This is a genomic window from Uliginosibacterium gangwonense DSM 18521 (assembly GCF_000373965.1).
Taxonomy (GTDB): domain Bacteria; phylum Pseudomonadota; class Gammaproteobacteria; order Burkholderiales; family Rhodocyclaceae; genus Uliginosibacterium; species Uliginosibacterium gangwonense.
On record NZ_KB892835.1, the window covers coordinates 297,900 to 322,045 of the forward strand.

Annotated in this window: 18 protein-coding genes; 16 read left to right on the forward strand and 2 right to left on the reverse strand. The window is 56.7% G+C overall.

The window, feature by feature from the left end; translation table 11 throughout:
- Positions 1-170 precede the first annotated feature (170 nt).
- On the reverse strand, positions 171-332 hold the full coding sequence (locus tag B145_RS28530; RefSeq protein WP_018605398.1) for a hypothetical protein: 162 nt from the start codon (positions 330-332) through the stop codon (positions 171-173).
- Between the two features lie 379 nt (positions 333-711).
- On the opposite strand from B145_RS28530, the gene B145_RS24385 reads away from it, so the two are divergent.
- Complete coding sequence (locus B145_RS24385) at positions 712-1,632, forward strand: LysR family transcriptional regulator (protein WP_018605400.1); 921 nt, start codon at positions 712-714, stop codon at positions 1,630-1,632.
- Positions 1,633-1,639: 7 nt separating this feature from the next.
- On the opposite strand, the gene B145_RS0104240 is transcribed toward B145_RS24385, so the two are convergent.
- Positions 1,640-2,095 (reverse strand): hypothetical protein, encoded by a 456-nt coding sequence (locus tag B145_RS0104240; RefSeq protein ID WP_018605402.1) that lies wholly within the window; start codon positions 2,093-2,095, stop codon positions 1,640-1,642.
- A gap of 397 nt (positions 2,096-2,492) precedes the next feature.
- On the opposite strand from B145_RS0104240, the gene B145_RS0104245 reads away from it, so the two are divergent.
- The 15 genes from B145_RS0104245 to B145_RS0104320 all read left to right on the forward strand — a co-directional run bounded on the left by B145_RS0104245 (position 2,493) and on the right by B145_RS0104320 (position 24,113).
- The gene (locus B145_RS0104245) at positions 2,493-3,167 is read left to right on the forward strand and encodes a TetR/AcrR family transcriptional regulator (RefSeq protein ID WP_018605404.1); all 675 of its coding nucleotides are present in this window, start codon (positions 2,493-2,495) and stop codon (positions 3,165-3,167) included.
- Positions 3,168-3,232: 65 nt separating this feature from the next.
- Positions 3,233-5,587, forward strand: a complete 2,355-nt coding sequence (locus B145_RS0104250) for an acyl-CoA dehydrogenase (protein WP_026258815.1) — start codon at positions 3,233-3,235, stop codon at positions 5,585-5,587.
- 10 nt (positions 5,588-5,597) lie between these two features.
- Complete coding sequence (locus B145_RS0104255; RefSeq protein WP_018605407.1) at positions 5,598-6,884, forward strand: acetyl-CoA C-acetyltransferase; 1,287 nt, start codon at positions 5,598-5,600, stop codon at positions 6,882-6,884.
- Positions 6,884-8,830, forward strand: coding sequence for a 3-hydroxyacyl-CoA dehydrogenase NAD-binding domain-containing protein (locus B145_RS0104260; RefSeq protein ID WP_018605409.1), 1,947 nt, complete (start codon positions 6,884-6,886; stop codon positions 8,828-8,830). The genes B145_RS0104255 and B145_RS0104260 overlap by 1 nt, the downstream gene beginning before the upstream one ends.
- Before the next feature lie 85 nt (positions 8,831-8,915).
- Complete coding sequence (locus B145_RS0104265; RefSeq protein ID WP_018605411.1) at positions 8,916-10,211, forward strand: OmpP1/FadL family transporter; 1,296 nt, start codon at positions 8,916-8,918, stop codon at positions 10,209-10,211.
- A 97-nt stretch (positions 10,212-10,308) separates the two neighbouring features.
- Positions 10,309-12,693, forward strand: coding sequence for a 3-hydroxyacyl-CoA dehydrogenase/enoyl-CoA hydratase family protein (locus tag B145_RS0104270; protein WP_018605413.1), 2,385 nt, complete (start codon positions 10,309-10,311; stop codon positions 12,691-12,693).
- 15 nt (positions 12,694-12,708) lie between these two features.
- A complete protein-coding gene (locus B145_RS0104275) occupies positions 12,709-13,911 on the forward strand; it encodes an acetyl-CoA C-acyltransferase (RefSeq protein ID WP_018605416.1) in 1,203 nt (400 codons plus the stop codon).
- Between the two features lie 3 nt (positions 13,912-13,914).
- Positions 13,915-14,430, forward strand: a complete 516-nt coding sequence (locus tag B145_RS0104280) for a DUF4442 domain-containing protein (RefSeq protein ID WP_018605418.1) — start codon at positions 13,915-13,917, stop codon at positions 14,428-14,430.
- Positions 14,430-15,002, forward strand: coding sequence for a chalcone isomerase family protein (locus B145_RS0104285; protein WP_018605420.1), 573 nt, complete (start codon positions 14,430-14,432; stop codon positions 15,000-15,002). The genes B145_RS0104280 and B145_RS0104285 overlap by 1 nt, the downstream gene beginning before the upstream one ends.
- Positions 15,003-15,017: 15 nt before the next feature.
- Entirely contained in the window at positions 15,018-16,682 is a 1,665-nt protein-coding gene (locus B145_RS0104290; protein ID WP_018605422.1) for a long-chain-fatty-acid--CoA ligase, read from the forward strand.
- The gene (locus B145_RS0104295; protein WP_018605423.1) at positions 16,683-17,651 is read left to right on the forward strand and encodes an NAD(P)H-dependent flavin oxidoreductase; all 969 of its coding nucleotides are present in this window, start codon (positions 16,683-16,685) and stop codon (positions 17,649-17,651) included.
- A 106-nt stretch (positions 17,652-17,757) separates the two neighbouring features.
- Complete coding sequence (gene hemF / locus B145_RS0104300; protein ID WP_018605425.1) at positions 17,758-18,675, forward strand: oxygen-dependent coproporphyrinogen oxidase; 918 nt, start codon at positions 17,758-17,760, stop codon at positions 18,673-18,675.
- Between the two features lie 162 nt (positions 18,676-18,837).
- The gene (locus tag B145_RS24390) at positions 18,838-19,692 is read left to right on the forward strand and encodes a tetratricopeptide repeat protein (protein ID WP_018605427.1); all 855 of its coding nucleotides are present in this window, start codon (positions 18,838-18,840) and stop codon (positions 19,690-19,692) included.
- A gap of 288 nt (positions 19,693-19,980) precedes the next feature.
- On the forward strand, positions 19,981-21,810 hold the full coding sequence (locus tag B145_RS0104315; RefSeq protein ID WP_018605431.1) for an ATP-binding protein: 1,830 nt from the start codon (positions 19,981-19,983) through the stop codon (positions 21,808-21,810).
- A 20-nt stretch (positions 21,811-21,830) separates the two neighbouring features.
- The gene (locus tag B145_RS0104320; RefSeq protein ID WP_018605432.1) at positions 21,831-24,113 is read left to right on the forward strand and encodes a tetratricopeptide repeat protein; all 2,283 of its coding nucleotides are present in this window, start codon (positions 21,831-21,833) and stop codon (positions 24,111-24,113) included.
- The last annotated feature ends 33 nt before the right edge of the window (positions 24,114-24,146 follow it).

The window sequence follows — 24,146 nt, forward strand, 5'->3', positions numbered from 1 at the left end:
GGCCATGCTCACCTCGGACGCGTGTTCTTGCACCTGCATTTGTGGTGGATTGGGCACAAGGGGCTATGCCCTAAAGGCTAGGGCGCCCATGGTGCTTTAAAACCTGCGTGGCAGCAGGTGTTTACCCTTGTGGCGGGGTGGTAGAAGCTACTACCACCCATAAGGGCGGGTTACTGGAACCATTGTTCGTGGTATGCGAACAAAAACAAAGCAGCCAGCAGGTAGGGAACGACGGCGCTCAGTAGTGCGTTGAGCCACAGCTGCGCTTTTTTGCTCAGATGCACGGTGGGCAGATGGATCGTGTGGTGATGCGCGTGTACGGCAGTTCTCATGATGATCTCCTTTGTTTAATGTGCGGAATGCGTGACCAGGAGCCGACAAGGCTCAAATGTGTGACTTCAGCGCGATGGCTCTGGGCACATGGGGCTGTCGTCAAAGGACAGCTCTCTGGGCATACACGCAAGGAGATGGCTGACTGCCGCCAGGTGCCTTGCGTTTGCCCCGCCGATATTGCGGTTGGACATGGGACACCTATTGGTTAAGGGTTGTGAGCGAGTCTGCTTTGCAAGACCGGCAGGTTGCCAATACAGCGCTTGCAAGTGGCTGACTGTATTAAGGTTTTGCCGCGATCTTCAATTCAATCCTCATGCTTGAACTATAGGTGGTTTTCTGGTCGAATTGGCTCAATTCACTGTTCAAGGAAATTGAACAATGCCCTCAATGGATTATTTTTCCGAACTGCAAACCTTCCTTGTCGTCGCCGAGTTGGGTTCATTTTCCGCCGCTGCCAAACGGCTTGGGCTGGCACGCTCCACGGTGAGCATGCAGATCCAGGCACTGGAGCGTGCGCTGGGCTTGCCCTTGTTTCACCGCACCACCCGCCATGTGTCCTTAACGGCAGATGGCGAGCGCTTTGCCGAACGTGCCGGGGTGCTGGTGGGCGGCTTGGCCGATTTGACCGCAGAATTCTCGCAGCGCGCCGGGCGGGTGGCCGGGCGGTTGCATGTGCAGATGACTGAATCCATCGCCAACACGCTGGTGCTGCCACGCATGGATGAATTCCTGCGTCCCTATCCTGATCTGGCCTTGCGGATCTCACTCTCCGAGCGTGCGCCGGATTTGGCCGAGGAGGGGATCGACGTAGCCCTGCGCCTCTCAGACAAAAAAGACTCGGCCTACCGCTACAAACGCTTTGGACAGGTGAACTTCGTGATGGCCGCCAGCCCGGCCTATCTGGCGCGATTTGGGGTGCCCCGGCATCCCAACGACTTGTTACGCCATCAGACCATCGACTTCTTTGATGCTGATGCGGGGCGAGCCATTGATTATGTGCTGGTCAAAGGGCGCGAGAAGATCAAGGTGGTGGCCGATGGCGACCTTGCGGTCGACAACGCGCGGGCAGGGCTGACCTGTGCGCTGGCCGGGTTGGGCATCTATGAAGACTTTGACTTCCTGCTCCACCCTCATTTGCAGGAGGGCAAGCTGGTGCGCGTACTGCCTGACTGGAAACGCCCCGGTCCGGCCGTGCTAGCGCTCTACCCGACCGGGCGGCAGAATTCTGCCCCGGTGAGAGCCTTTTTGCGGTTTCTGGATAACGTACTCAGCCCTGCACTCAAGAATGCAATGGGCTGACAAGCGACTAGATGTCTTGCGATGAGGCGTCAGACTTGGCAGGGACGATACGACGACGGTGGATTTGCCGCCCATACCCCAGCATCAGCCAGCCCCAGCCTGTGCGTAGCGTGCCAAACAGGCCCACCGCAATCAATGCGCCGTTGAAAAATGCCCCGACCAGGATGAAGTACAGCAGCAGCAAGGTGCCCAACCAGATGGCGCAGGTCCAGAAACTGCGATTGAGCCAGTCAAAATGCGAGGCCAACAGTGGATAGGCCAAGGCTGACTTGTGCTCACGACGATAGATCAGCATAGCCAATAGTGCGGGCCAGCCAATCAGCGCCATGCCGATTTTCGTCCACGCAAACAGCATGGCAAGCCCCAGGCCAAAGGCTTGCAAGCCATACATCCAGTGCGCCAGCCGCTGCAGACGGCGGAATTGCGGATCTGTCTTTGTTTCGGTTGAGGTGAGGTCACTCAAAGGGGCTGCTCCAAAATGGGTATGGCAAGGCTTGGTATGTGTGGCTTCTCAGACCACAGTGCCGCTTGCCGTAATGCTAAATGCGCGGCCCCCGGATTGCCAATGTATTTCATGCTACCCATTCACCTGACGCAATGTTTGGTGAAATGCATGAAGCCGTCCGCATCAGATTTCGTGCCCCGTTCTGGCAAGTGAAATTCTATGTTCCGTGCTCACCCAAGGTGAGCTGTCACGCTGCCTGAATGGGCAGGTCTTCACCCGTATTCGGGGCGTAATACACGCTTATTGCACCTAATGCTTTGTTTTTAATAGGGTCTCTGCCTTGGAAAAAGAATCTTGCAATTCCTGATTTCTAGGATTAGGATTCAAACAAACGTTTGAATGTTGATCTATCTCAATGAATGACACCAAGTTGATCGATACCCGAACCCGCATCCTGGATGTGGCAGAACGCCTGTTCATGGATAGCGGCTACGAGGGCACCTCGATGCGCCAGATCACCGGCGAGGCGGGGGTGAATCTGGCGGCAGCGAATTACCACTTCGGCAGCAAGGAGGCTTTGCTGCAAGAGGTGTTCAAGCGTCGCCTGGAATGGCTGAATAAAGAGCGCCTGCGGGTGCTGGATGAAATGGAGACGCAGGCCGGTGGGCAGCCCCTCAAGCCTTCGCAGATTGTGGATGCATTTTTTGGCACGCTGTTACGTATGGGGGCTCATCCCACTCAAGGTGGCGAAACCTTTCTGCGCCTGCTGGGGCGCACCCATACCGACCCCAGTGGGCTCATCAAAACCCTATTTGCGGCGGAATACAGTGACGTGTTGGAGCGCTACAAGACGGCGCTTTTCCGTGCCCTGCCAGAAGTGCCGAAAGCTGAAATCGTATGGCGTCTGCATTTCATGCTTGGGGCGACTTCCTATGCCATAGCAGGTACCGATGCGCTGGATCTGGTCACTGATTGGCAATTGACTGAGGACGACAAAATACATAGTTCCGAGCGCCTGCTGCCCCGATTGATGTCGTTTCTGATAGGCGGATTGCGTGCCCCGTTGCCACCTCCGCCAGACAAAAGTTGAAAAGCGACGGAGGAGACGTAGTAGCTGCATAACATATAAATATTCACCAAACAGAGAGTCGCGCCATGTCCACTACCATTGTGTTGAGCTTATGTGTTTTGAGTGTTGTCGTTATAGGGGTTGGCTTGATCATGGTTCGCCCATTGCGGCGTGCCATGATCAGCCGCCCCGTTTTTTCTGCATACAAAAAGATCCTGCCGCAAATGTCGGATACCGAGCGGGAGGCACTGGAAGCCGGTACCGTATGGTGGGAAGGCGAATTGTTTGGCGGGCGCCCGAACTGGAGCAAGCTGATGGCATATCCCGTGCCCAAACTCAGTGCTGAGGAACAGGCGTTCCTCGATAATGAGGTCAGCCAAGCCTGTGCCATGGTACAGGATTGGGATGTGACACAGAATCGCTATGACATCACCCCGCAAGCCTGGCAATTCCTCAAGGATAAAGGCTTCTTTGGCATGATCATCCCCAAACGCTATGGCGGCCTGGAATTCTCTGCCTATGCCCATTCCGAGGTGGTCTCAAAACTCTCTACACGCTCCTCGGCGCTGTCGGTGACGGTGATGGTGCCCAATTCCCTCGGGCCAGCCGAACTGCTGCTGCACTACGGCACTGAGGCACAAAAGAACTACTATCTGCCTCGTTTGGCCAAGGGGATTGATGTGCCCGCATTCGCGCTGACCAGCCCCTGGGCGGGGTCGGATGCTGCCTCGATTCCAGATTATGGCGTAGTCTGCAAAGGCATGTGGCAAGGGCAGGAAGTGCTGGGAATGCGGGTGACATGGGACAAACGCTATATTACCCTGGCCCCTGTGTGCACTGTATTGGGCCTGGCTTTCCGCCTCTACGACCCGGAAGGGCTGCTGGGCAACAAGCGGGATCTTGGGATTACCTGCGCATTGGTGCCGCACGATCACTCCGGTGTGGAAATTGGCCGCAGGCATTTCCCGCTCAATGCCATGTTCATGAACGGGCCAACACGTGGAAAAGGTGTATTCATCCCGATGGACTTTGTCATTGGCGGGCAGGCCATGGTCGGCCAGGGGTGGAGAATGTTGATGGAATGTCTGGCGGCGGGCCGTTCGATATCCCTGCCTGCATCCAACACGGGTATGTCCAAGCTGACCGCTCGTGCCGTGGGCGCATATGCCCGCGTGCGTAGCCAGTTCAAGATGGCGGTGGGACGCTTTGAAGGCGTGGAAGAAGCACTCACCCGTATCGGCGCCCACACCTACATGATGGATGCCGCCCGTGTGATGACCGCCGGGGCAATTGATCTGGGCGAGAAACCCTCCGTCGTCTCTGCGATCGTCAAATACCATATCACCGAGCGTGCCCGTCAAGTGGTCAATGATGGCATGGACATCATCGGTGGCAAGGGCATTTGTCTGGGACCGTCGAATTTCCTGGGGCGCGCTTATCAGCAGATTCCGGTTGGTATCACCGTGGAAGGGGCCAACATTCTCACCCGCAGCTTGATCATCTTTGGCCAAGGGGCGATTCGTTGCCACCCCTATGTGTTACGTGAAATGCAGGCTGCATCAGATGTAGATGTCGCACGTGGGCTGGCAGAGTTTGATCGTGCCTTGTTTGGCCACATTGCCCATACCATGGGTAACGGTTTGCGGGCACTCTGGACTGGGCTGACAGGTTCACACTTCGTGAAGGTGCCTGCAAACGTGGCGCCCGAAGCACGCCGCTATTATCAACAGGTTACCCGATTTGCATCGGCGTTTGCATTCCTTTCCGATGTATCGATGCTGGTGCTCGGTGGCGGTCTGAAGCGGCGCGAGAAAATTTCCGCACGGCTGGGTGACATCCTGGCCCAGATGTATCTGATCAGCGCCACACTCAAGCGCTATGAGGCAGAAGGCAGACAAGCGGCTGATGCGCCTCTGATGGATTGGTCTATCTGGGACGCTATGTACAAAACCCAGCAGGCATTTGACGGGGTGTTGGCCAATTTCCCCAGCCGGGCGATTGCGGCGCTGGTCCAGCGGATCATCTTCCCCTTTGGTCATCCCTATGTTGTGCCTTCTGACAAGGTCGGCCACGAAGTTGCCAAGCTGCTGATTGCCCCCTCTGCAACGCGTGATCGCCTAACCCGCAATTGCTATGTGGCACCCACAGCAGAGGATGCGGTAGGGGCGGCCGAGTTGGCGCTGCACGCTACCTTGGAGGCCGAACCACTCGAAGCGCGGATTCGTGACGCAGAAAAGGCGGGGCACTTCTCAGGCAATCCGCTTGCTAATGTGCGCGACATTGCCCGCGTTGCACTGGATGCAGGGGTTGTGACCCAGGCTGAATACGAGGTTCTGGCTCGGCGTAATCAACTGCGTGACATCGTGGTCCGTGTAGACGACTTCCCCTTCGATTTCGGCCAGCAGGCACAGGCCTTAGACCCATTGGGTAAGGCTGCGTGAGGATATCTTAATGGCATTCAAACCGGTCTATGTTGTAGATGGCACGCGGACGCCGTTCCTCAAATCCAGGAATATGCCCGGCCCGTTTGCTGCGGCTGATCTGGCCACGATAGCAGGGCGAGCCTTGTTGGCACGCCAGGTTTTCGCACCCGATGAGCTTGACGAAGTCATACTTGGTTGCGCTTCGCCTTCCCCTGACGAAGTCAACATCGGGCGTGTGGTGGCCCTGCGTATGGGCTGTGGGCAGAAGGTGCCCGGTTGGACGGTGATGCGTAACTGTGCCTCGGGTATGCAGGCGCTGGATTCCGCGATCACCAACATCCAGGCAGGTCGCTCGCAGTTGGTGCTGGCCGGTGGCGTGGATGCGCTCTCGCGTGCACCGCTGTTTTTCAGCGAAGCCATGGTGCGCTGGTTGGCAGGGTGGTATGCAGCCAAAGGCGCAGGGTCAAGGATGCAAGCTTTGCGTCGGTTCCGGTTGGCAAATCTCGCACCTGTCATTGGCATCGTAAAGGGGCTTACCGACCCGGTGGTTGGCCTCCTCATGGGGCAAACTGCTGAAAATCTTGCCTGGCGTTTTGGCATCAGCCGTGAAGATATGGATGCATATTCCGTGCGCAGCCACCAACGCCTGGCGGCAGCGCAGGATGCAGGGCACTTTGTGGCAGAGATGCAAGCCCTGGTGGATGAAAGGGGTAACGTCTATGCTTCTGATGATGGTTTGCGCAGGGACTCTTCACTTCCGAATCTAGCCAAACTGAAGCCATTTTTTGATCGCAAGTATGGCAGAGTGACCGCAGGCAACAGCTCCCAGATCAGTGATGGAGCCAGTTGGCTGATCCTGGCCTCGGAAGAGGCCGTGGATAAATTCGGCTTACAGCCGCTGGGCAAGATCAGCGATAGCCAATGGGCAGGATTGGCGCCTGAACAGATGGGCCTGGGGCCGGTGCATGCCACCACGCCAATTTTGCAGCGTCATGGGCTACACCTGAACGATGTGGATGCCTGGGAGATCAATGAAGCCTTTGCCGCGCAGGTGCTTGGCTGTTTGCGAGCCTGGAATGATAAAGCGTATTGCACCGAGCAATTGGGCCTTGATGATGCTTTAGGCATGGTAGATGAAACCCGCCTCAATATGGATGGTGGCGCTGTTGCGATGGGCCACCCCGTTGGCGCAAGTGGTGCACGCATTGTGCTGCATCTGCTGCATGTATTGCACCGCACCGGAGGTAAGCGAGGCGTGGCGAGCATCTGTATTGGCGGCGGCCAGGGTGGCGCCATGTTGGTGGAGACCCAGTGATGATCATGAATGAATTGTTATGGCAGCATTGGCAAATTTCGCGTGATGCTCAGGGCATTGTATGGCTGACGCTCAACTGTGCCAACAGCTCCACCAATACGCTGGGTGGTGCGGTGATCGCCGAGCTGGGGCAGGCCATTGATCTGCTGGAGGCTGAACGCCCCAAGGCGCTGATCATCCGTTCTGGAAAAGAGGCTGGATTCATTGCCGGCGCGGATGTGGAAGAGTTTTCGCGCCTTGCAGATGGGGCGGCCGCACGTACGATGGTGGAACGTAGCTGGAAGCTTTTCGCTCGCATTGAGGCGCTGCCGTTCCCAACGTTGGCACTGATCCGTGGGCACTGCATGGGCGGCGGCCTGGAGTTGGCACTGGCTTGCCGCTATCGTCTGGTGGTCGATGAACCAGGAACCCGTCTGGCATTGCCTGAAGTCATGTTGGGGATTGTGCCCGGATGGGGTGGCATGCTGCGTCTGCCGCGCCTGATCGGCCCGGCGATGGCGCTGGATATGATGCTGACCGGCAAACAGATTGATGCCAAACAGGCGCGTAAACTTGGTCTGGCAGACGACTGCGTGCCACCCAGAGTAATGGATAACGCTGCACGCATTATGGTATTGTCTGGAGCCCCAGCACATCGACCCAGTTTGCCTCAAAGATTGCTCAATGGTCCGCTCAAGGCATTGGTGGCGGCCCAGGCGCGTAAAGCGCTCGTCAAAAAGGCCCGCCAAGCGCAATACCCCGCACCCTACGCCATCATTGATACATGGCAGAATTTTGGAGGCAATTCCCTGGCTGTTCCCGCAGGTCATCCCGCGTCATTTGAACACTTGCTGCAACAGGGCACCGCCATGAATCTGGTGCGGGTGTTCTTTCTGCAACAGCGCCTGAAGGCATTGGGCAAGCAGGGGGTTTCCAGCAAAGTACGCCATGTGCATGTAGTGGGGGCTGGCGTGATGGGGGGCGATATTGCTGCGTGGTGCACCCTGCGCGGAATGACTGTGACTTTGCAGGATCAAAGTATTGAACGCATTGCTCCGGCCATCAAGCGTGCAGCAGAGGGTTTTGCGAAAAAATACCGGGGAGATCGCAAGGAAGTGCGCTTTGCACTGGACCGCCTGATTGCCGATCCTCGTGGTGATGGCCTTGGCCGTGCAGATGTCATTATTGAGGCGATCTTTGAAAACCTTGATGCCAAGCATGCACTGTTCCGCGAGATTGAACAACGAGCGCGCCCTGAAGCCATTTTGGCGACCAATACTTCCAGTCTGCGTCTGGAAGATATTGCCCAGGCATTGCAGAAACCCGAGCGTCTGGTGGGTATCCACTTCTTCAACCCTGTGGCAATGATGCCCCTTGTGGAAGTGGTACAGGGCGCGCAAAGTGGAGAGCCAGAATTGGCACGAGCCATGGCTTTTGTGCAGCAGCTTGATAAGTTGCCGTTGCCAGTAAAAAGCGCACCGGGCTTTCTCGTCAATGCAGTGCTTGGTCCCTATATGCTTGAAGCTATGCGCTGTGTGGAAGAAGGTATTGCACCTGAAACCGTGGATGCTGCGATGCTTGCCTTTGGCATGCCAATGGGCCCGATTGAACTCGCCGATACTGTGGGCCTCGACGTGGCCCTGGCGGCAGGCAAGGCGCTGACCGGTGCGGCAGAAGTTCCAGGCAAACTTGCCGGGCATGTAGCAGCCGGAGAACTGGGGCGCAAGACAGGTACGGGCTTTTACTATTGGCGTGACGGTAAACCTGTCAAGGGCAGACCGGTTGCGGGGCCGACGGGATTGGCGAATCGGCTGCTACAACCCCTTCTTGCCGCCAGCGAGCGTTGTGTGGAGCAAGGTATTGTGGCGGATGAAGACCTTGCTGATGCGGGTATCATTTTTGGAACAGGTTTTTCCCCCTGGACGGGGGGGCCACTGCATCATCTGCATAGCGGGCCACAGCTATGAATCATGCGTTAATTTTTTAAAAATATATGGAATACGGACCATAGAGTCCGATTACAACCCGATGTCCTACAACAGGAGACAACACATGAAATGCAAACGTATCGCTTATTTTGTGGCGCTGGCAAGTGGTATGCTTGGCAGTAGCACGGTTTTTGCCTCGGGCTTTCAGCTGCTGGAGCAAAATGCCAGCGGGTTGGGGAATGCCTACGCAGGCTCTGCCGCAGTCGCTGACGACGCCAGCACAGTTTTCTACAATCCGGCAGGGATGACTCAGCTGCGTGACCATGAAGTCTCGCTGGGTGGGGCTGTGATCAAGGCCAGCTACAAATTTTCCGACAACGGATCGAGTGTGGCGCCTGCGAGTACGGGGGGCAATGGTGGAGATGCGGGCAGTACGGCGGTTCTTCCCAATGCATACATGTCTTGGGGATTGAATCGGAATTGGTATCTTGGTCTCGGGTTGGGTGCTCCGTTTGGACTGAAGACGGAATATGACAATGACTGGGTTGGGCGCTTCCAGTCCATCAAGTTTGATATCAAGACCGTCAATATCAATCCCTCTGTAGCTTGGCGCATAGATGATCAGGTATCCGTGGGTGTTGGATTGAACTGGCAGCGCATGAAGGCGGATTATGAACGCATGGCTGCCGTAGCCAGTAGTTCTCTGCCCTCCGGGTTCTGGCCGCTGGTGCAGAATACGCGCCTGCATCTTTCAGTGGATAACGATGCGATTGGCTGGAACGCCGGCGCCTTGTTCAAACTCAGTGATGCAACCCGTGTAGGTTTGTCATATCGTTCCGCCATCAAGCACAAACTTGATGGCACGCTGACTTCCACCAACCAGGCAATCTCGCCGGATGTGAATGCCAGAGTTGACATCACGCTTCCGGATACCCTGATCCTGAGTGCTGTTCACAAGCTCAATCCGCATTGGGATTTGTTGGGCGATGTATCCTGGACCGGCTGGAGCAAGATAGACCAAGTAGATATCTGGCGCACCAGCGGTACTGCATCCGGGCAGACCTCACCAGCCCAGACGCTTGATGTCAGGTTCCGTGATACGTGGCGCGTGTCATTTGGGGCCAGACAGATGCTCAATGAGCAATGGCAGATGAAGTATGGTGTTGCCTACGATCAGGCCCCCGTGCGTGGTGCGGATAGCCGCCTTGTTTCCTTGCCTGATAATGACCGCATCTGGCTCTCGATTGGTACGCAATATCGCTTTGGTGCAGGCTCGCGTGTAGATCTTGGATTGGCCTATCTGATTGTGCGTGATACCAAGGTTGACAATAATCAGTCTGCCAGTGGGCGCGGCCATATTGTTGGAAACTATACCGGTAGCATTGGCGTGGTGGGGCTGCAGTATTCCCTGGCGTTCTAGCAAGATTACCGCGTAATCAACTCCCTACATTACAAACAGACGGCGTGTCCTATAGGGCACGCCGGGGAGTGCCTCACCCCTCAACAGGAGACAGTACGTGAGCAATTTCATCATCCGCAAAGTGGCTATTCTGGGTGCGGGTGTGATGGGCGCGCAGATCGCAGCCCATTGTGCCAATGCAGATGTGGCTTCGATCTTGTTCGATTTGCCTGCCAAAGATGGCGATCCCAACGGCATTGCAAAACGTGCCCTGGATAGCTTGCGAAAACTTGAGCCTTCTCCTTTGGCGACAACTGATCGGGTGCAATATATCGAGCCTGCCAATTATGAACAGCATATCGGTAGGCTTTCTGAATGTGACCTCATCATTGAGGCGATTGCCGAGAAGATGGAGTGGAAGCTCGATCTGTATCGCAAAGTTGCCCCGTATATTCGCCCGGATGCTATTTTTGCGACCAATACTTCGGGCCTGTCGATCAACAGTCTCGCGGAAGGCTGTCCTGCAAGTCTGCGGCCTCGTTTCTGTGGCGTGCACTTTTTCAATCCTCCGCGTTACATGTCCTTGGTGGAATTGATTCCCTGCCATGGCACGCAGGCGAAATTGCTGGATGAGCTGGAAGAATTTTTGACCACCACATTGGGCAAAAGCGTGGTGCGCGCGCCGGACAACCCCAATTTTCTGGCTAACCGTGTAGGCGTGTTTTCAATTCTGGCAGTGATGCATCATACCGAACGCATGGGCTTGCGTTTTGATGAAGTGGATGCCATCACCGGTACCTTGATCGGTCGCCCAAAGAGTGCTACCTATCGAACCGCAGATGTCGTGGGCCTGGATACGATGGCCCATGCCATCAAGACCATGACGGATAATCTTCCACACGACCCATGGGCACAGCACTTTTCAGCACCTGCCTGGCTGCATGCACTGGTAGCCAAGGGGGCGCTTGGCCAGAAGACGGGGGCAGGACTCTATCGTAAGGAAGGCAAGCAGATCAAGGTACTTGATCCGCATACATTGGAGTACCGCGACAATGGTGCGGTGGCGCCCGATGAACTGGTTGAGATTCTCAAAAACAAGGATGTGGCCAAGCGTTTTGCGCTGTTGCGTGCGAGTGATCACCCGCATGCCCAATTCCTGTGGGCGATTTTCCGCGATGTGTTCCACTACGTGGCATATCAACTTGTGCATATCGCACGTAATGCACGTGATCTGGACTTGGCAATGCGTTGGGGGTTTGGCTGGCAGCAAGGCCCGTTTGAAATATGGCAGGCAGCAGGTTGGAAAACGATTGCCGCCGCTATCCAGGATGACATTGTTGCTGGGCGTAGCATGAGCAGTGCGCCATTGCCTCCCTGGGTATTTGATGTCGATGGCGTGCATACAGATCAGGGCTCTTTTGATGCCCGGAATGGCACCATGCAGGCGCGATCAGTGCTTCCGGTGTATCAACGGCAAATCTTCCCCGAACCTGTGTTGGGCGAGAAGATTGATGCCGGGCATACGATATGGGAAAACGAAGAAGTCAGGATGTGGTCGCCGAATGATGACGATGGCAAGCATGTGCCGGTACTCTCATTCAAGAGCAAGATGTGCGCAGTCGGCCCCGTGGTGCTGGATGGCATCATTGAGGCAGTCAAGCGCGCTGAACACGAATACAAGGGCTTGGTGATCTGGCAGCCTGCTGCGCCGTTTTCAGTAGGAGCCAATCTCAAGCAGATTCGCCCGGTGCTGGAGGCTGGCGATTTTGCAGGACTGGAGGCCATTGTCGCCAAATTCCAGCAGATGTCGCAAACCTTGAAATATGCACAGGTGCCGGTGATTGCTGCCGTGAATGGCATGGCCTTGGGCGGGGGCTGTGAAATCGTGATGCATGCCACGCGGGCAGTGTGTGCGCTGGAGAGTTATATCGGCCTCGTGGAAGTAGGAGTCGGCCTGATTCCAGCCGGTGGAGGTTGCAAGGAGTTTGCGTTGCGCAGTGCCCAGGCTGCGGCACGGACGGCGACGAATGATCCTATGAATTGGCTGCAAAACATCTTCCAGACCATTGCGATGGCCAATGTCTCCAAGAGCGCACGTCAGGCCAGGGAGATGGGATTGTTGCGCGAACAGGATATTGTCATCATGAATCCTGCAGAACTTTTATATGTGGCACGCAAGACGGCGCTGGGTCTGGCCGCCAGCTCATATCGCCCAGCTCTGCCGCCAGCAGGCATTGCCGTTGCCGGGCGCGGAGGAATTGCCACGCTGGAAATGATGCTAGTGAATATGCGCGAAGGCGGCATGATTTCGGCACATGACTATCGCGTATCAAAAGCTGTCGCCACCGCCTTGTGTGGTGGGGAGGTTGAAAGTGGTGCTGTCGTCAGCGAGCAATGGTTGCTGGATGTAGAGCGGGCACTGTTTGTCGATCTGCTGCGTACCGAAGAAACCAAGGCGCGCCTGATCCACATGCTTGAAGTTGGCAAACCCTTGCGCAATTGAACTGGAGGCTGAATCATGAGCAGACAAATACAAGATGCATACATCGTTGCCGCAACGCGCACTCCGGTTGCCAAGCGCAAGGGTGGTTTTCGCAACGTTCGGCCAGATGACCTGCTCGCACATGTGCTGCGTGCCGTGACGGCCAAGGTGCCTGGCCTGGAACTCGGTGAGATTGCTGATGTGATTGTCGGCTGCGCGATGCCGGAGGCCGAGCAGGGCATGAATGTCGCCCGAATTGGGGCTTTGCTGGCAGGGTTTCCCGATACGGTTCCGGGGATCACCATCAATCGTTTTTGCTCATCCGGCCTCAATGCCGTGGCGGATGCGGCGGCACGTATCCAGCTTGGCGAGGCGGATGTCATGATTGGTGCAGGTACCGAATCCATGAGTGTGATGCCGCAGATGATGGGCAACAAGGTGGCCATGAACCCTGCAGTGTTTTCACAGGCGGAAAATGTCGGAATTGCTTTTGGCATGGGCCTGACTGCCGAGCGGGTCGCGCAGAAATATGGGGTTTCCCGCCAGGATCAGGATGCTTTTGCGATGGAGTCCCATCGGCGTGCCTGTGCTGCAATAGCTGCCGGGTTGTTCCGTGACGAGATTTCGCCCTATCTTGTAAGGGAACATCTGCCGGATCTGCAAAGCAACGCGGTTCGCGTTGTTGAGCGCTGGATTGAGCAGGATGAAGGCCCGCGTGCCGACAGTTCATTGGAAGGTCTTGCCAAGCTCAAGCCGGTGTTTGCTGCGCAAGGAAGCGTGACAGCAGGCAACAGTTCGCAGATGTCTGATGGGGCGGGTGCTGTGCTCCTGATGAGTGAGGCCGCCATCAAACGTTATGGTGTTACGCCCATCGCACGCTATTGTGGTTTCAGTGTAGCGGGTGTGCCGCCTGAGGTGATGGGGATCGGCCCGGTCGAAGCCATTCCAAAATTGCTGCGCCAGACCGGTGTATCTCAAAGCGATATTGGCTGGATTGAACTCAATGAGGCTTTTGCCGCACAGGCCCTGGCGGTGATGCGTACTTTGGGGCTGGATGCGGCCAAGGTTAATCCTCAGGGTGGTGCGATTGCCTTGGGGCACCCTTTGGGGGCCACCGGCGCCATTCGTGTGGCTACGCTGATGAGTGCAATGCAGCATGATCCTGGTTTGCGTTATGGCATGGTGAGCATGTGTATCGGCACCGGGATGGGGGCTGCAGGTCTGTTTGAACGGGTATGAGCCATGAAGCCTGATTTCATTCGCAGCTTGCCGCCTCGTTGGCACGCCCCGCTGGTGCGCTGGGGATTCAATTGGCATCCCGCGTATCGTTGTATGGGGGGACGGGTTGAGTATGTGGCACCGGACATCAGCCATATCCGGGTGCGTCTGGCGCTCACGCGCTATACCCGGAATATGCTGGGGTCTTTGTTTGGCGGGTCGCTGTTTGGGATCACAGATGGCCCCCTTCCCACCATGTTGATGTGGGCTTTGGGTGGGGAATATATTGTGTGGGACAAGGCCGCTTCCATCCGCTATCGCAAACCCGGCCGTACCACGCTGTATGCTGATTTCAGGCTTTCTACAGCGGAAATAGAAAGTATCCGGGCACGCCTGAGCGCAGAACCTGAAATTGATTGCTGCTTTCCGATTGAGATCAAGGATGAGGCGGGTGCCGTGTATTCCACGGTAGAGCGCATGGTTTATATCGCGCACAAAAACCACTATAGGCAGAAAACTGCCAAAGGAGACAATAAGTGATGATTCAAAGGCTATGGTGCTTTTCCCTGTGGGTACTGGTGGCAGGTGTTTGTCTGCCCGTCCAGGCAATGGAGTTGGCGGGCGTCAACGTGGATGAGCGCGTACATGTGGGGAACGCCGAGCTTGTCCTCAATGGTGCTGGCTTGCGTACCCGGTTGATGTTCAAGGTATATGTTGCGGCGCTTTATCTTCCACATAGAAGCAGCATTGCCGAAGACATTATCGGAAAAGCCGGATCGCGCAGGGTTGTGCTGAAGATGTTGCGCGATGTGGACGGCGATACTTTGTTGGGGGCTCTCAAGGAGGGCTTGCGAGATAATCACAGCACTGCGCAGATGCAGGCCTTGCAAGCAGGCCTAGGTGAGCTGACGCGGGTATTCCAGAGCGTGGGAACGGCCAAGACTGGAGACAGTGTGGTGCTGGATATCGGCCCTGAAGGCCTTGTTGTAGCAATCAATGGCACGCTGCGTGGGCAGGTTGCAGATGAGGCATTTGGGCGGGCAATGCTCAAGATCTGGCTGGGTGAGAAGCCGGTGGATTCCTCTTTGAAGAAGGCATTGCTTGGCGTGTAAGGATGAGGGCATGTCATGGACAAGATATGGTTGAAGAATTACCCGGTCGGTGTACCTGCTGAAATAGACCCTGATCGTTATGCTTCTGTAGTGCAGGTGTTTGAGGAAAGCTGTACCAAATTCGCCCACAATACAGCTTATATCAGCATGGGGCGAAAATTGAGTTTCGCCCAGCTTGATCTTTTGAGCCTGAGGTTTGCTACATGGCTGCAATCGGTTGGCATGAAAAGAGGTGATCGTGTCGCCCTGATGATGCCGAATGTGCTGCAATACCCGGTCTGCCTGTTCGGGGCATTACGTGCGGGCTGTGCGGTGGTCAATTGCAATCCGCTGTATACCGCGCCAGAGCTGGAACACCAGCTCAAGGATAGCGGTGCCCGCCTGATTGTGATTGTAGAGAACTTCGCACATACCTTGCAGCAGGTTATTGCACGCACGGATGTACAACATGCTGTGGTGACTTCTATGGGGGAATTGCTTGGCCCCATCAAAGGCCGGGTGGTGGATTATGCCGTTCGACATGTGAAAAAGATAGTGCCTGCCTGGGAGTTGCCAGGGGCGATTAATCTGCGTCAGGCACTTGCAACAGGAAAAAGTGCTAGGTTTAAGCCGGTATCCCTGGGGCATCAGGATCTGGCTTTCCTTCAATATACCGGGGGAACAACAGGCATATCCAAGGGGGCAATGCTTACGCATCGCAACATTGTGTCTAATCTTTTACAGGCGGATGCCTGGATTGAGCCGGTGACTCGCGTCGGCCGGGAGCTGATCGTGACGGCTTTACCGCTCTATCATGTCTTTTCGCTCACGGCCAACTGCCTGACTTTTCTGCGCCTGGGGGCCGCCAATCTTTTGATTGCCAATCCACGCGACATACCGGGTTTTATCAAGACGCTTGCCAAGTATCCCTTTACTGCGATTACCGGGGTGAATACCTTGTTCAATGCTTTGCTGGCCAGTCCGGAATTTGCCAAACTCAATTTTTCCAGTCTGCGCCTGACATTGGGCGGTGGCATGGCCGTGCAGGAGCAGGTGGCGAAAAAGTGGCAGGATGTAACCGGTACGCCATTGGTGCAGGCCTATGGGCTGACCGAAACATCACCCGCTGCGTGCATCAACCCATTCAGTACAGATATCTCTTTCAATGGTTCGATTGGATTGCCGATTTCCTCTACAGAATTATCCATACGGGATAGTAACGGGCGGGAAGTTCCACAGGGCCAGGTCGGGGAAATCTGTATTCGCGGCCCGCAGGTGATGGCGGGGTACTATAAGCGGGCCGAAGAGACGGCGTTTGTGTTTTACCCGGATCGCTTTTTGAAGACAGGTGACATCGGCTATGTTGATGAACAGGGCTACGCTTTTCTGGTAGATCGCAAGAAGGACATGATTCTTGTGTCGGGTTTCAATGTGTATCCGAACGAGGTAGAAGCAGCCGTGGCGCTGCATCCAGGGGTGCAGGATGTGGCCTGCATAGGCGTGCCGGACGCGCGTACCGGTGAGGCTGTTAAGATTTTTGTGGTGCGCAGCGACCCCAATCTTACTGCAGAGGCGCTCATTGCGCATTGCCGTACTCAATTGACTGCTTACAAAGTGCCGCATCAGGTTGAGTTCCGAGGGGATTTGCCACGTAGCAACGTAGGCAAGATTTTGCGCCGTGCATTGAAGGAGGCTGCATAAATGGCAATTCCAGCTTTGTTGCGCGAGCGTTTGAGCCTGCCTGTGATCTGTGCGCCTATGTTCATTCTCTCCAACCCTGATCTGGTGATTGCCCAATGTCTAGGGGGGCTGGTTGGTTCGTTTCCAGCACTGAATGCGCGGCCCCTTGGAGTGCTTGAAGAATGGATTGTGCATATCAAGACTGCATTGGCGCAGGCGCGTGAGGCTGATCCGGGCCGACGGATCGGCCCGTTTGCTGTCAATCAGATTGTCCACAAATCCAATGATCGTCTTGCGCATGATATGGAGGTGTGCGTCCGTCATCAGGTTCCCTTGATCATCACCAGCCTGAGTGCTCCGCAGGATATTGTTCCTGCTGTACACGCTTATGGTGGATTGGTGTTTCACGATGTGATCAGCGTGCGCCATGCCGAAAAAGCTCTGGAGGCCGGTGTTGATGGACTGATCCTGGTATGTGCCGGGGCTGGTGGGCATGCGGGCACCTTGAATCCCTTTGCCCTGGTTGGCGAGGTGCGCCGTTTCTACGATGGGCCGATTGTTTTGTCCGGGGCGATTGGCAATGGCCGGGCCATCCTTGCGGCGCAGGCGATGGGAGCAGATTTGGCGTATATGGGCACGCGCTTCATTGCCACACAGGAGGCCGGGGCCAGTCAGGCGTACAAGGATTGCCTGGTGGCTAGCCGTGCGGCGGACGTGGTGTATACGCCTTATTTCACCGGGGTGCCGGGCAACTACCTCAAAGCCAGCATTTTGGCTGCGGGTCTGGACCCTGAACATCTGCCTGAGCGCGGCAAGGATTCCATGAATATGGGTAGTTCCAGCGCCAAGGCCTGGAAGGATATTTGGGGGGCGGGGCAGGGCGTAGGCGGGATTGATGATATCCCTGCCACCGCTGAGCTTATTGCCCAGATCCAGCGCGAATATGCCCAGGCCCGCGCTGCTTTGGTGGATGCGACCAAGTTATTTTGACTATTGGCCTGATTGAGCTTGGGCGGTTGTACAATTCCAGTGCTAGTGTTTGCCTTGTGGATAGGTTCGTCACGGGGCTGCTTCCCCCAACGACTGGAATAAGACAATGGATTCTGCCAACAGCCTCGCCGTTCGCCAGTACCTGCTTGCCTTGCAGGACAAAATTGTAGCCGCCCTTGAGCATTGCGATGGTGGCACATTCCAGACCGATACCTGGGAGCGCCCAGGCGGAGGGGGGGGTATCAGCCGGGTGATCGAAGGTGGGCAGGTGTTTGAGCGTGGCGGGGTAAATTTCTCGCATGTCATGGGTGATAAACTGCCGCCATCAGCCAGTGCGAATCGCCCGGAGTTGGCGGGGGCCGGTTTTGAGGCGATGGGCGTGTCCTTGGTGCTGCATCCGCGCAACCCCTATTGCCCCACAGTACACATGAATGTGCGCTTCTTCATTGCGCATAAGCCTGATGCTGAAGATGGAATGCTGCCTGCATGGTGGTTCGGCGGGGGCATGGATCTCACGCCCTACTATCCGTTTGAAGAGGATGTGCATCACTTTCATGCCGTATGCAAATCTGCACTCAGCCCGTTCGGGGCAGAGCTGCACCCGCGTTTCAAGGCGTGGTGTGATCGCTATTTCTTCCTCAAGCATCGCAACGAACCGCGTGGCGTGGGGGGGCTCTTCTTTGACGATTTCAACGAGTTGGGGTTTGCCGAGAGTTTTGCGCTGACCCGTAGCGTGGGGGATGCCTTCTTGGAGGCTTATCTACCAGTCATAGCACGCAGGTGTGGTTTGCCGTTTGGCGAACGGGAGCGTGATTTCCAAGCCTACCGGCGAGGGCGCTATGTGGAGTTCAACCTGGTATGGGACCGTGGCACCTTGTTTGGGCTGCAATCGGGGGGGCGCACGGAATCCATCCTGATGTCCATGCCACCTGAAGTCAAATGGCGTTACGCCTGGCAACCGGAGCCCGGCACGCCCGAGGCGCGGCTGTACGAAGAATTCCTGCCGCCGCGTGACTGGGTGTGACGCAGTATATGTTTTGTCGGCATCATTTCGCCCATTGCAGATTGTCAAACAGGTGCTTACAAAAAAGCCGATGATTTGACAGGAAAATGACAGATTGTTTGGCCATACTACGGCACGCATGAATCTGGTTTCCAATTATTGTGCTGCATAAGGGGAGTCTACATGGCCTTCAAAAAGTACCTGCTGGCATTTGGCTTGCTCTGGATGGGGGTGCTGGTATTGCCTGCTGTGGCGGCAGAACCCGGCATCAATGATGTCTATAAAGCCGCCAAAGCTGGAAAGTTGGATAAGGCGCAGGAGATGATGAAGTCCGTGCTCAGCGCCCACCCCAATAGCGCGAAGGCACATTTTGTGGAAGCTGAGTTGTTGGCTAAACAGCAGGATTTTGATGCTGCGCGACAGGAACTTGGTACGGCGGAAAATCTTGCCCCAGGCTTGTCGTTTGCCAAGCCGAGGGCGGTGAGCGAGCTGCGCAGCCTGCTTGCGGCGCATCCCGCAGCGGTGGAGCTTTCTCCGCCGCCTTTCACTCCGCCCGTTGTACAGAACGAGCCCCCGCCAAGCAATATGATGGCCTCAATCCTGAGTTATATGTTTGTGCTGGTCGTGGCGGTTGGGGCTGTGGTTTTGCTGATCATGTTTATTCGTGCCTTGGTCTTGCAGCCACGTGCCCGGCCAGCCATGCCGGGCCCAGTCGGGGGCTGGAATCCAGGTTATCCACAATCCGGCTATCCGCAGGCCCCAGGGGGTGGCATGGCTTCGGGAGTCCTCGGTGGCCTGGCGACCGGCGTAGCCGTGGGGGCTGGGGTGGCACTGGGAGAGGCGTTGGTGGATCGGGCCTTGGATAGTCATCACACGGGCTCACAAACAGGGGGTTGGGATTCTGGCTCAAGCTCGTCCTCCAATGACACGTCTTCCTACGATATGGGCGGGACGGATTTTGGCGTCAGCGACTCATCCTCATGGGATAGCGGGAGTAGTGACAGCTTCAGTAGTGATAGTGGTAGCAGTTGGGACTAAACAATCAGGCTTGCAGCTTGGATGGGAAAGTGGAGCGACGAAATGCATCTGGCATCGTCGCTCTTCTTGTATGGAGTGGACTTGCCCATGCTTTTGGCCGCCTGGGGCGTGCTTTTGACGAATTTGGAAATCCCCACGATTTGGCGGATTCTGATGATTGTGTAGGCCGGGTCTGAGCCAGAGGATGGGGCCTATCACGCTGTCTGGACAGGTGGTAGCGCTTGGCATGAGATTTTTCTCGTTCCACACGCTAGAATTCGCCTCTCATCGCCTGCATATTCATGATTCATGAGCACTCCCTCGCTGAACGTTACCAAAGTCGACCTCTCCGGCCTTCTGACTGTGCTGGGGCAGCACTTATATTCCACGCCTGCTGTAGCGCTGCGCGAGTTGGCCCAGAATGGGCATGATTCGATTACCCGGCGGCGCATGGAAGACCCCGCTTTTGCAGGGGGCGCAATCCGTGTGTGGGCGGAAAACGGCGATACAGTGATCATTGAGGATGAGGGTGCCGGGCTGACCGAGCCGGAAATCCACGCCTACCTTGCCACCCTGGGGGCGGGCTATACCCGCTTGCTGCGGGAAAAATCCAACAGCGACAAGCTGATCGGGATGTTTGGCCTGGGCTTCATTTCGGCTTTTGTTTTGGCCGATACGGTGAGCGTGATCACCACCTCGTTCCAAACTCCGCATGAGACATGGCACTACCGCAGCAACGGCGGGCAGCGTTACACGGTGGAGGCGGCTGAATCACGCCCCATCGGCACCCGCGTGATCCTGAGCCTGCGCGATCAGTTCAGCGAACTTGCGCAGAACGCCCACCTCGAATTCATTTTGTCGCGCTACTGCGTGCTGCTTTCGCATCCGATCCATGTTGGTGGGCAGGCTCAGTCGATCAACCACGAACCGCCGCCCTGGCGCCTGCCACACGGCGAGGAGCCGGTGGTACGCATGCGGCGGCGCAAGCTCGATTTTGCCAGTCGTTTTGAGCCATCCTTTGAGCCGATCTGCACAATGGATGTACTGGCCGATGCCCAGGCCGGTGTACATGGGATGTTGTGGGTGCAGGATGGTGGCAGCTACGCTACATCCGACAACCGCAATCTCTCGGTTTTCGTGCGCGGCATGCTGCTTGACGATGACGCCCGTGATCTGCTCCCGGTGTGGGCGGGTTTTATCGGCGGGGTGATAGAGGCCGATCTGCTGACGCCGACTGCCAGTCGCGAAGATTTGCAACGGGATGAGCAATATGCGCGCGTGCAGGCCGCGCTGGAAGAAGCCGTCATCGTCGGCTTGCAGCATGTGCGTCGCCAGCAGCCGGAAGCTTGGCAGCGCATCCTGAGGCGTCATAACGAGGCGCTGATGGGCGCTGCCCTGTGCAATCGTAGGCTGTTTGATCTGCTGGCCGATGCTGTGCATGTGGCAAGCTCGATGGGGGATCGCTACGCGGGGGATCTGGTCAGCACTGGACGCATCTACGTCTCGCTCGGCTCCGGTGGTTTTGAGGAAATGCTCTTCCGGGCCCAGCAGATCGCAGTGGCGCGGGGGGATCGCTATGCCGTGCTGCCCTTCCTCAAGCGCTGGTGCGAAGAGCGTGGTCAACGCCTGATCCAGGTTGGCACGGCAAGGGGCGATAGCAGTCTGTTCAAAGCCGCCACCTTGCCCGAGCCGGTTCAGGCCTGGCTGGGCGAACACCTGCTCGACGAAGGGGAGGAACTTGTCGTGGTGAATTTTGCCCCGGAATCCATGCCTTTTGTGCTGGTGACGGACCGCGAGGCCGAACTCAAACGCCGCTTGGAAAGTGACGAGGCGAACAAGCGTTTTGCCGAGGCCGCGCTGCGCTTGGCGCGTCTGCACACCAACAAGCATGATGGAAGCATTGTCGCCCGCCTGTATCTGAATGCCAACTGCCCTGCCGTCAAGGCGCTGGCGGCGGCGCACGCCGCTGCACCCGGTTCTGATCTGGCGCGGCGGGCTGAATCGGTACTGGCGATCCTGTCGGCATTCAAAACGGTGATGGCGCCAGACCTCGAGACATCCAAGCGCGATGCGGGCGCGGCATTCCGCAGCATGGCTGCGGCCATTGAGGCGCTGCTGCAAACGGGCTCCGAACATTAATCAATCTGGGATAAGACAGCATGGACGTTTTTCAATGGATTTCTGATCTGGCTGACCAGATCTCCGAGCAGGGCAACCCTGCGCTGGCCTCGAAGATTTATGGCTTGTCATACCGCATGCATGTGGGGGACGTGGAGTGGATGGAGTCCGCTTACCCAGAAGTCATCGCCGCTGCCAAGGCCATGAAGCTGCCGTGGCTGGAAGTCTATGCACGCCATTGCTACATGGCCGTGCATTTCTGGCGTGATGAGGGGGAGAAGGCGTTACCGGAAGTGATCTCCCTCTTTGAATTTGCCAACCGTGAAGAAACCCGCGAATGCCCGCAATCGGTATGCACTACGCAAGACCTTGTGCGCGTTTATGGCCGCATGGATGGCCCCGGCTATGTGCCGGAACGCAAGCAGGTGATTGACGAGACGCTGGCCCGTATCGACCCCAGCTGGCATTGCTTCAACTGCCTGAATTTCGAGCGCTACGAAGCATTGCTGGATGAAGGCAAAATCGATGAGGCCATTGCCTGCCTGCGCAATCTGCGTGAAAAGCGTGAGCGCGCAGGCGAAGACGTGATTGATGACTGGTATGAGTACATGGCAATGGCTTTGTCATTGTCCGGCCAGCATGCCGAAGCCTTGAGTACCTTGGCGCAGGCCGAGGATGTTGATGCAGACGACCCCGCAGGCAAGGTCGAGCGTGCGCTCTACAAGGCCTGGATACTGGCGCGTGGCGGGCAGTTGGAAGCGGCGCGTGAAGAGCTGCCCAATTTTGATGACTTCCTTCGCGCACGTGGCACCAATCTGCGTTGGCCGCAGACCGTGCAGATTCTGGTCAACGCTGGCCTGTATGCCAACGATGCAGACCTGGGGGCGCAGTTCGCCCAGATGCTGGATCGCCTCGAACAAGGCGGTTGTTATGACGATGGCACCTCCATCGCGGCCATTGCTTTTGAGCTGGCCCTGCAACGTAAGGCTTTGTGGAGTGCAGGGCGCATCCTGGCTGCCTACGAGCGTATGCGTGCGCACTTGCGAAGTCCGGCCCGATTGGCTGAGGTCTCCGCTCGACTGCATGCACAGCTTGCCGCCAATCCGGTGCCTGCTGCTCCGGTTGAGGCCGCGCAGTTGAAAGAGCATATTGATGCGCTGGATGCCGGGGCCATCAATCACGAATTCTTCATCCCTTGGCTGCAGGCTGCCTGTGCGCAGCGCCCGGTGGATGTCGAACTGAACCGCATCCTGGCACACATGCTTTATCAACAGGGCGCCGAACTGGAGGCTGATGCAGTGCTGATGGCATGCTTGAAGCTCAATCCGGCGGATGAGTCACTGCTGGACTTTCTCTATCAGATCCGCTCGCGGCGTACAGATGCAGCGGCTGTTGAGGAACTGCTGGTGTTTGCCGAACCCCATGCGCCCGAATTTGTACTGTTCACACGCGCCCGCTATGCTTTCCGGAACGAGGATTATGCTGACTGCATCCGCCATTGCGAGGCAGTGATTGCCCGTGATGATACGGTGGTCAACACCCGCAGGCTGCTTGCTACCGCAGCACAGCGGCTGGGGGATCATGCCTTGGCTGCGGGGCGGCTGAAGGAAATCCTGCATCATGATGAAGCCAATGATCGCTGGGATCTGTTGACCTCGGCTGTGGTGTTGGGGGATGTGGAGTTGGCACACGCCTGCTGTGAGTATCTGAAACTGCCCGTCGTGCCCGGCAGCATGCCCCCCACCTGGGCAGATGGTGGCGCAGGAATGTGTGTGGTGGTCTATCGTGACAGCCAGGGACGGGACGTGCCGGAGTATGCCTACCGCATCGGTCCGGTTGCCGCAGAAGTGTATGAAGTCGAACACCCCGCCGCCCAGCAGCGCTACAAGGACGTGATGGTGTTTGACGCCTCACCCCTGATCCCCTACCCGGACGACGAGGAAGAGCGCAAGGAATGGGTGGCACGTTATCGCCATGTGCATACCTTGCGAGAAGGTGGTTTCCAATCCTGGCCAATGGATGGTGTCGGGCCGAGCATGGAGGAGTGGAATGCTTTCCGCGAAGCCATTCAGGCCGAGGGCTATGGCGTATGGGTGGCTTCCGGCTCTGACTACAGCGTGACGGATACCCATACCAATGAAGAATTGCAGGGCTTTTACTGTTTTGTAGCCATGCCCAAAACTGAAGACCCCGCCAAGCTTTGCGCGACCCTGGAACGCCTGACCCGTGATTGGGCACAACCGATTTCCTGGCTGGTGCTGGCGCAGGCGGCACAGCGCAACGTGGCCCACCATGAGGCGATTGTGGCGCGGTTTGATCTGTAGTCCGCAATGGTGTCTGGCAAGGGGACATGCTGA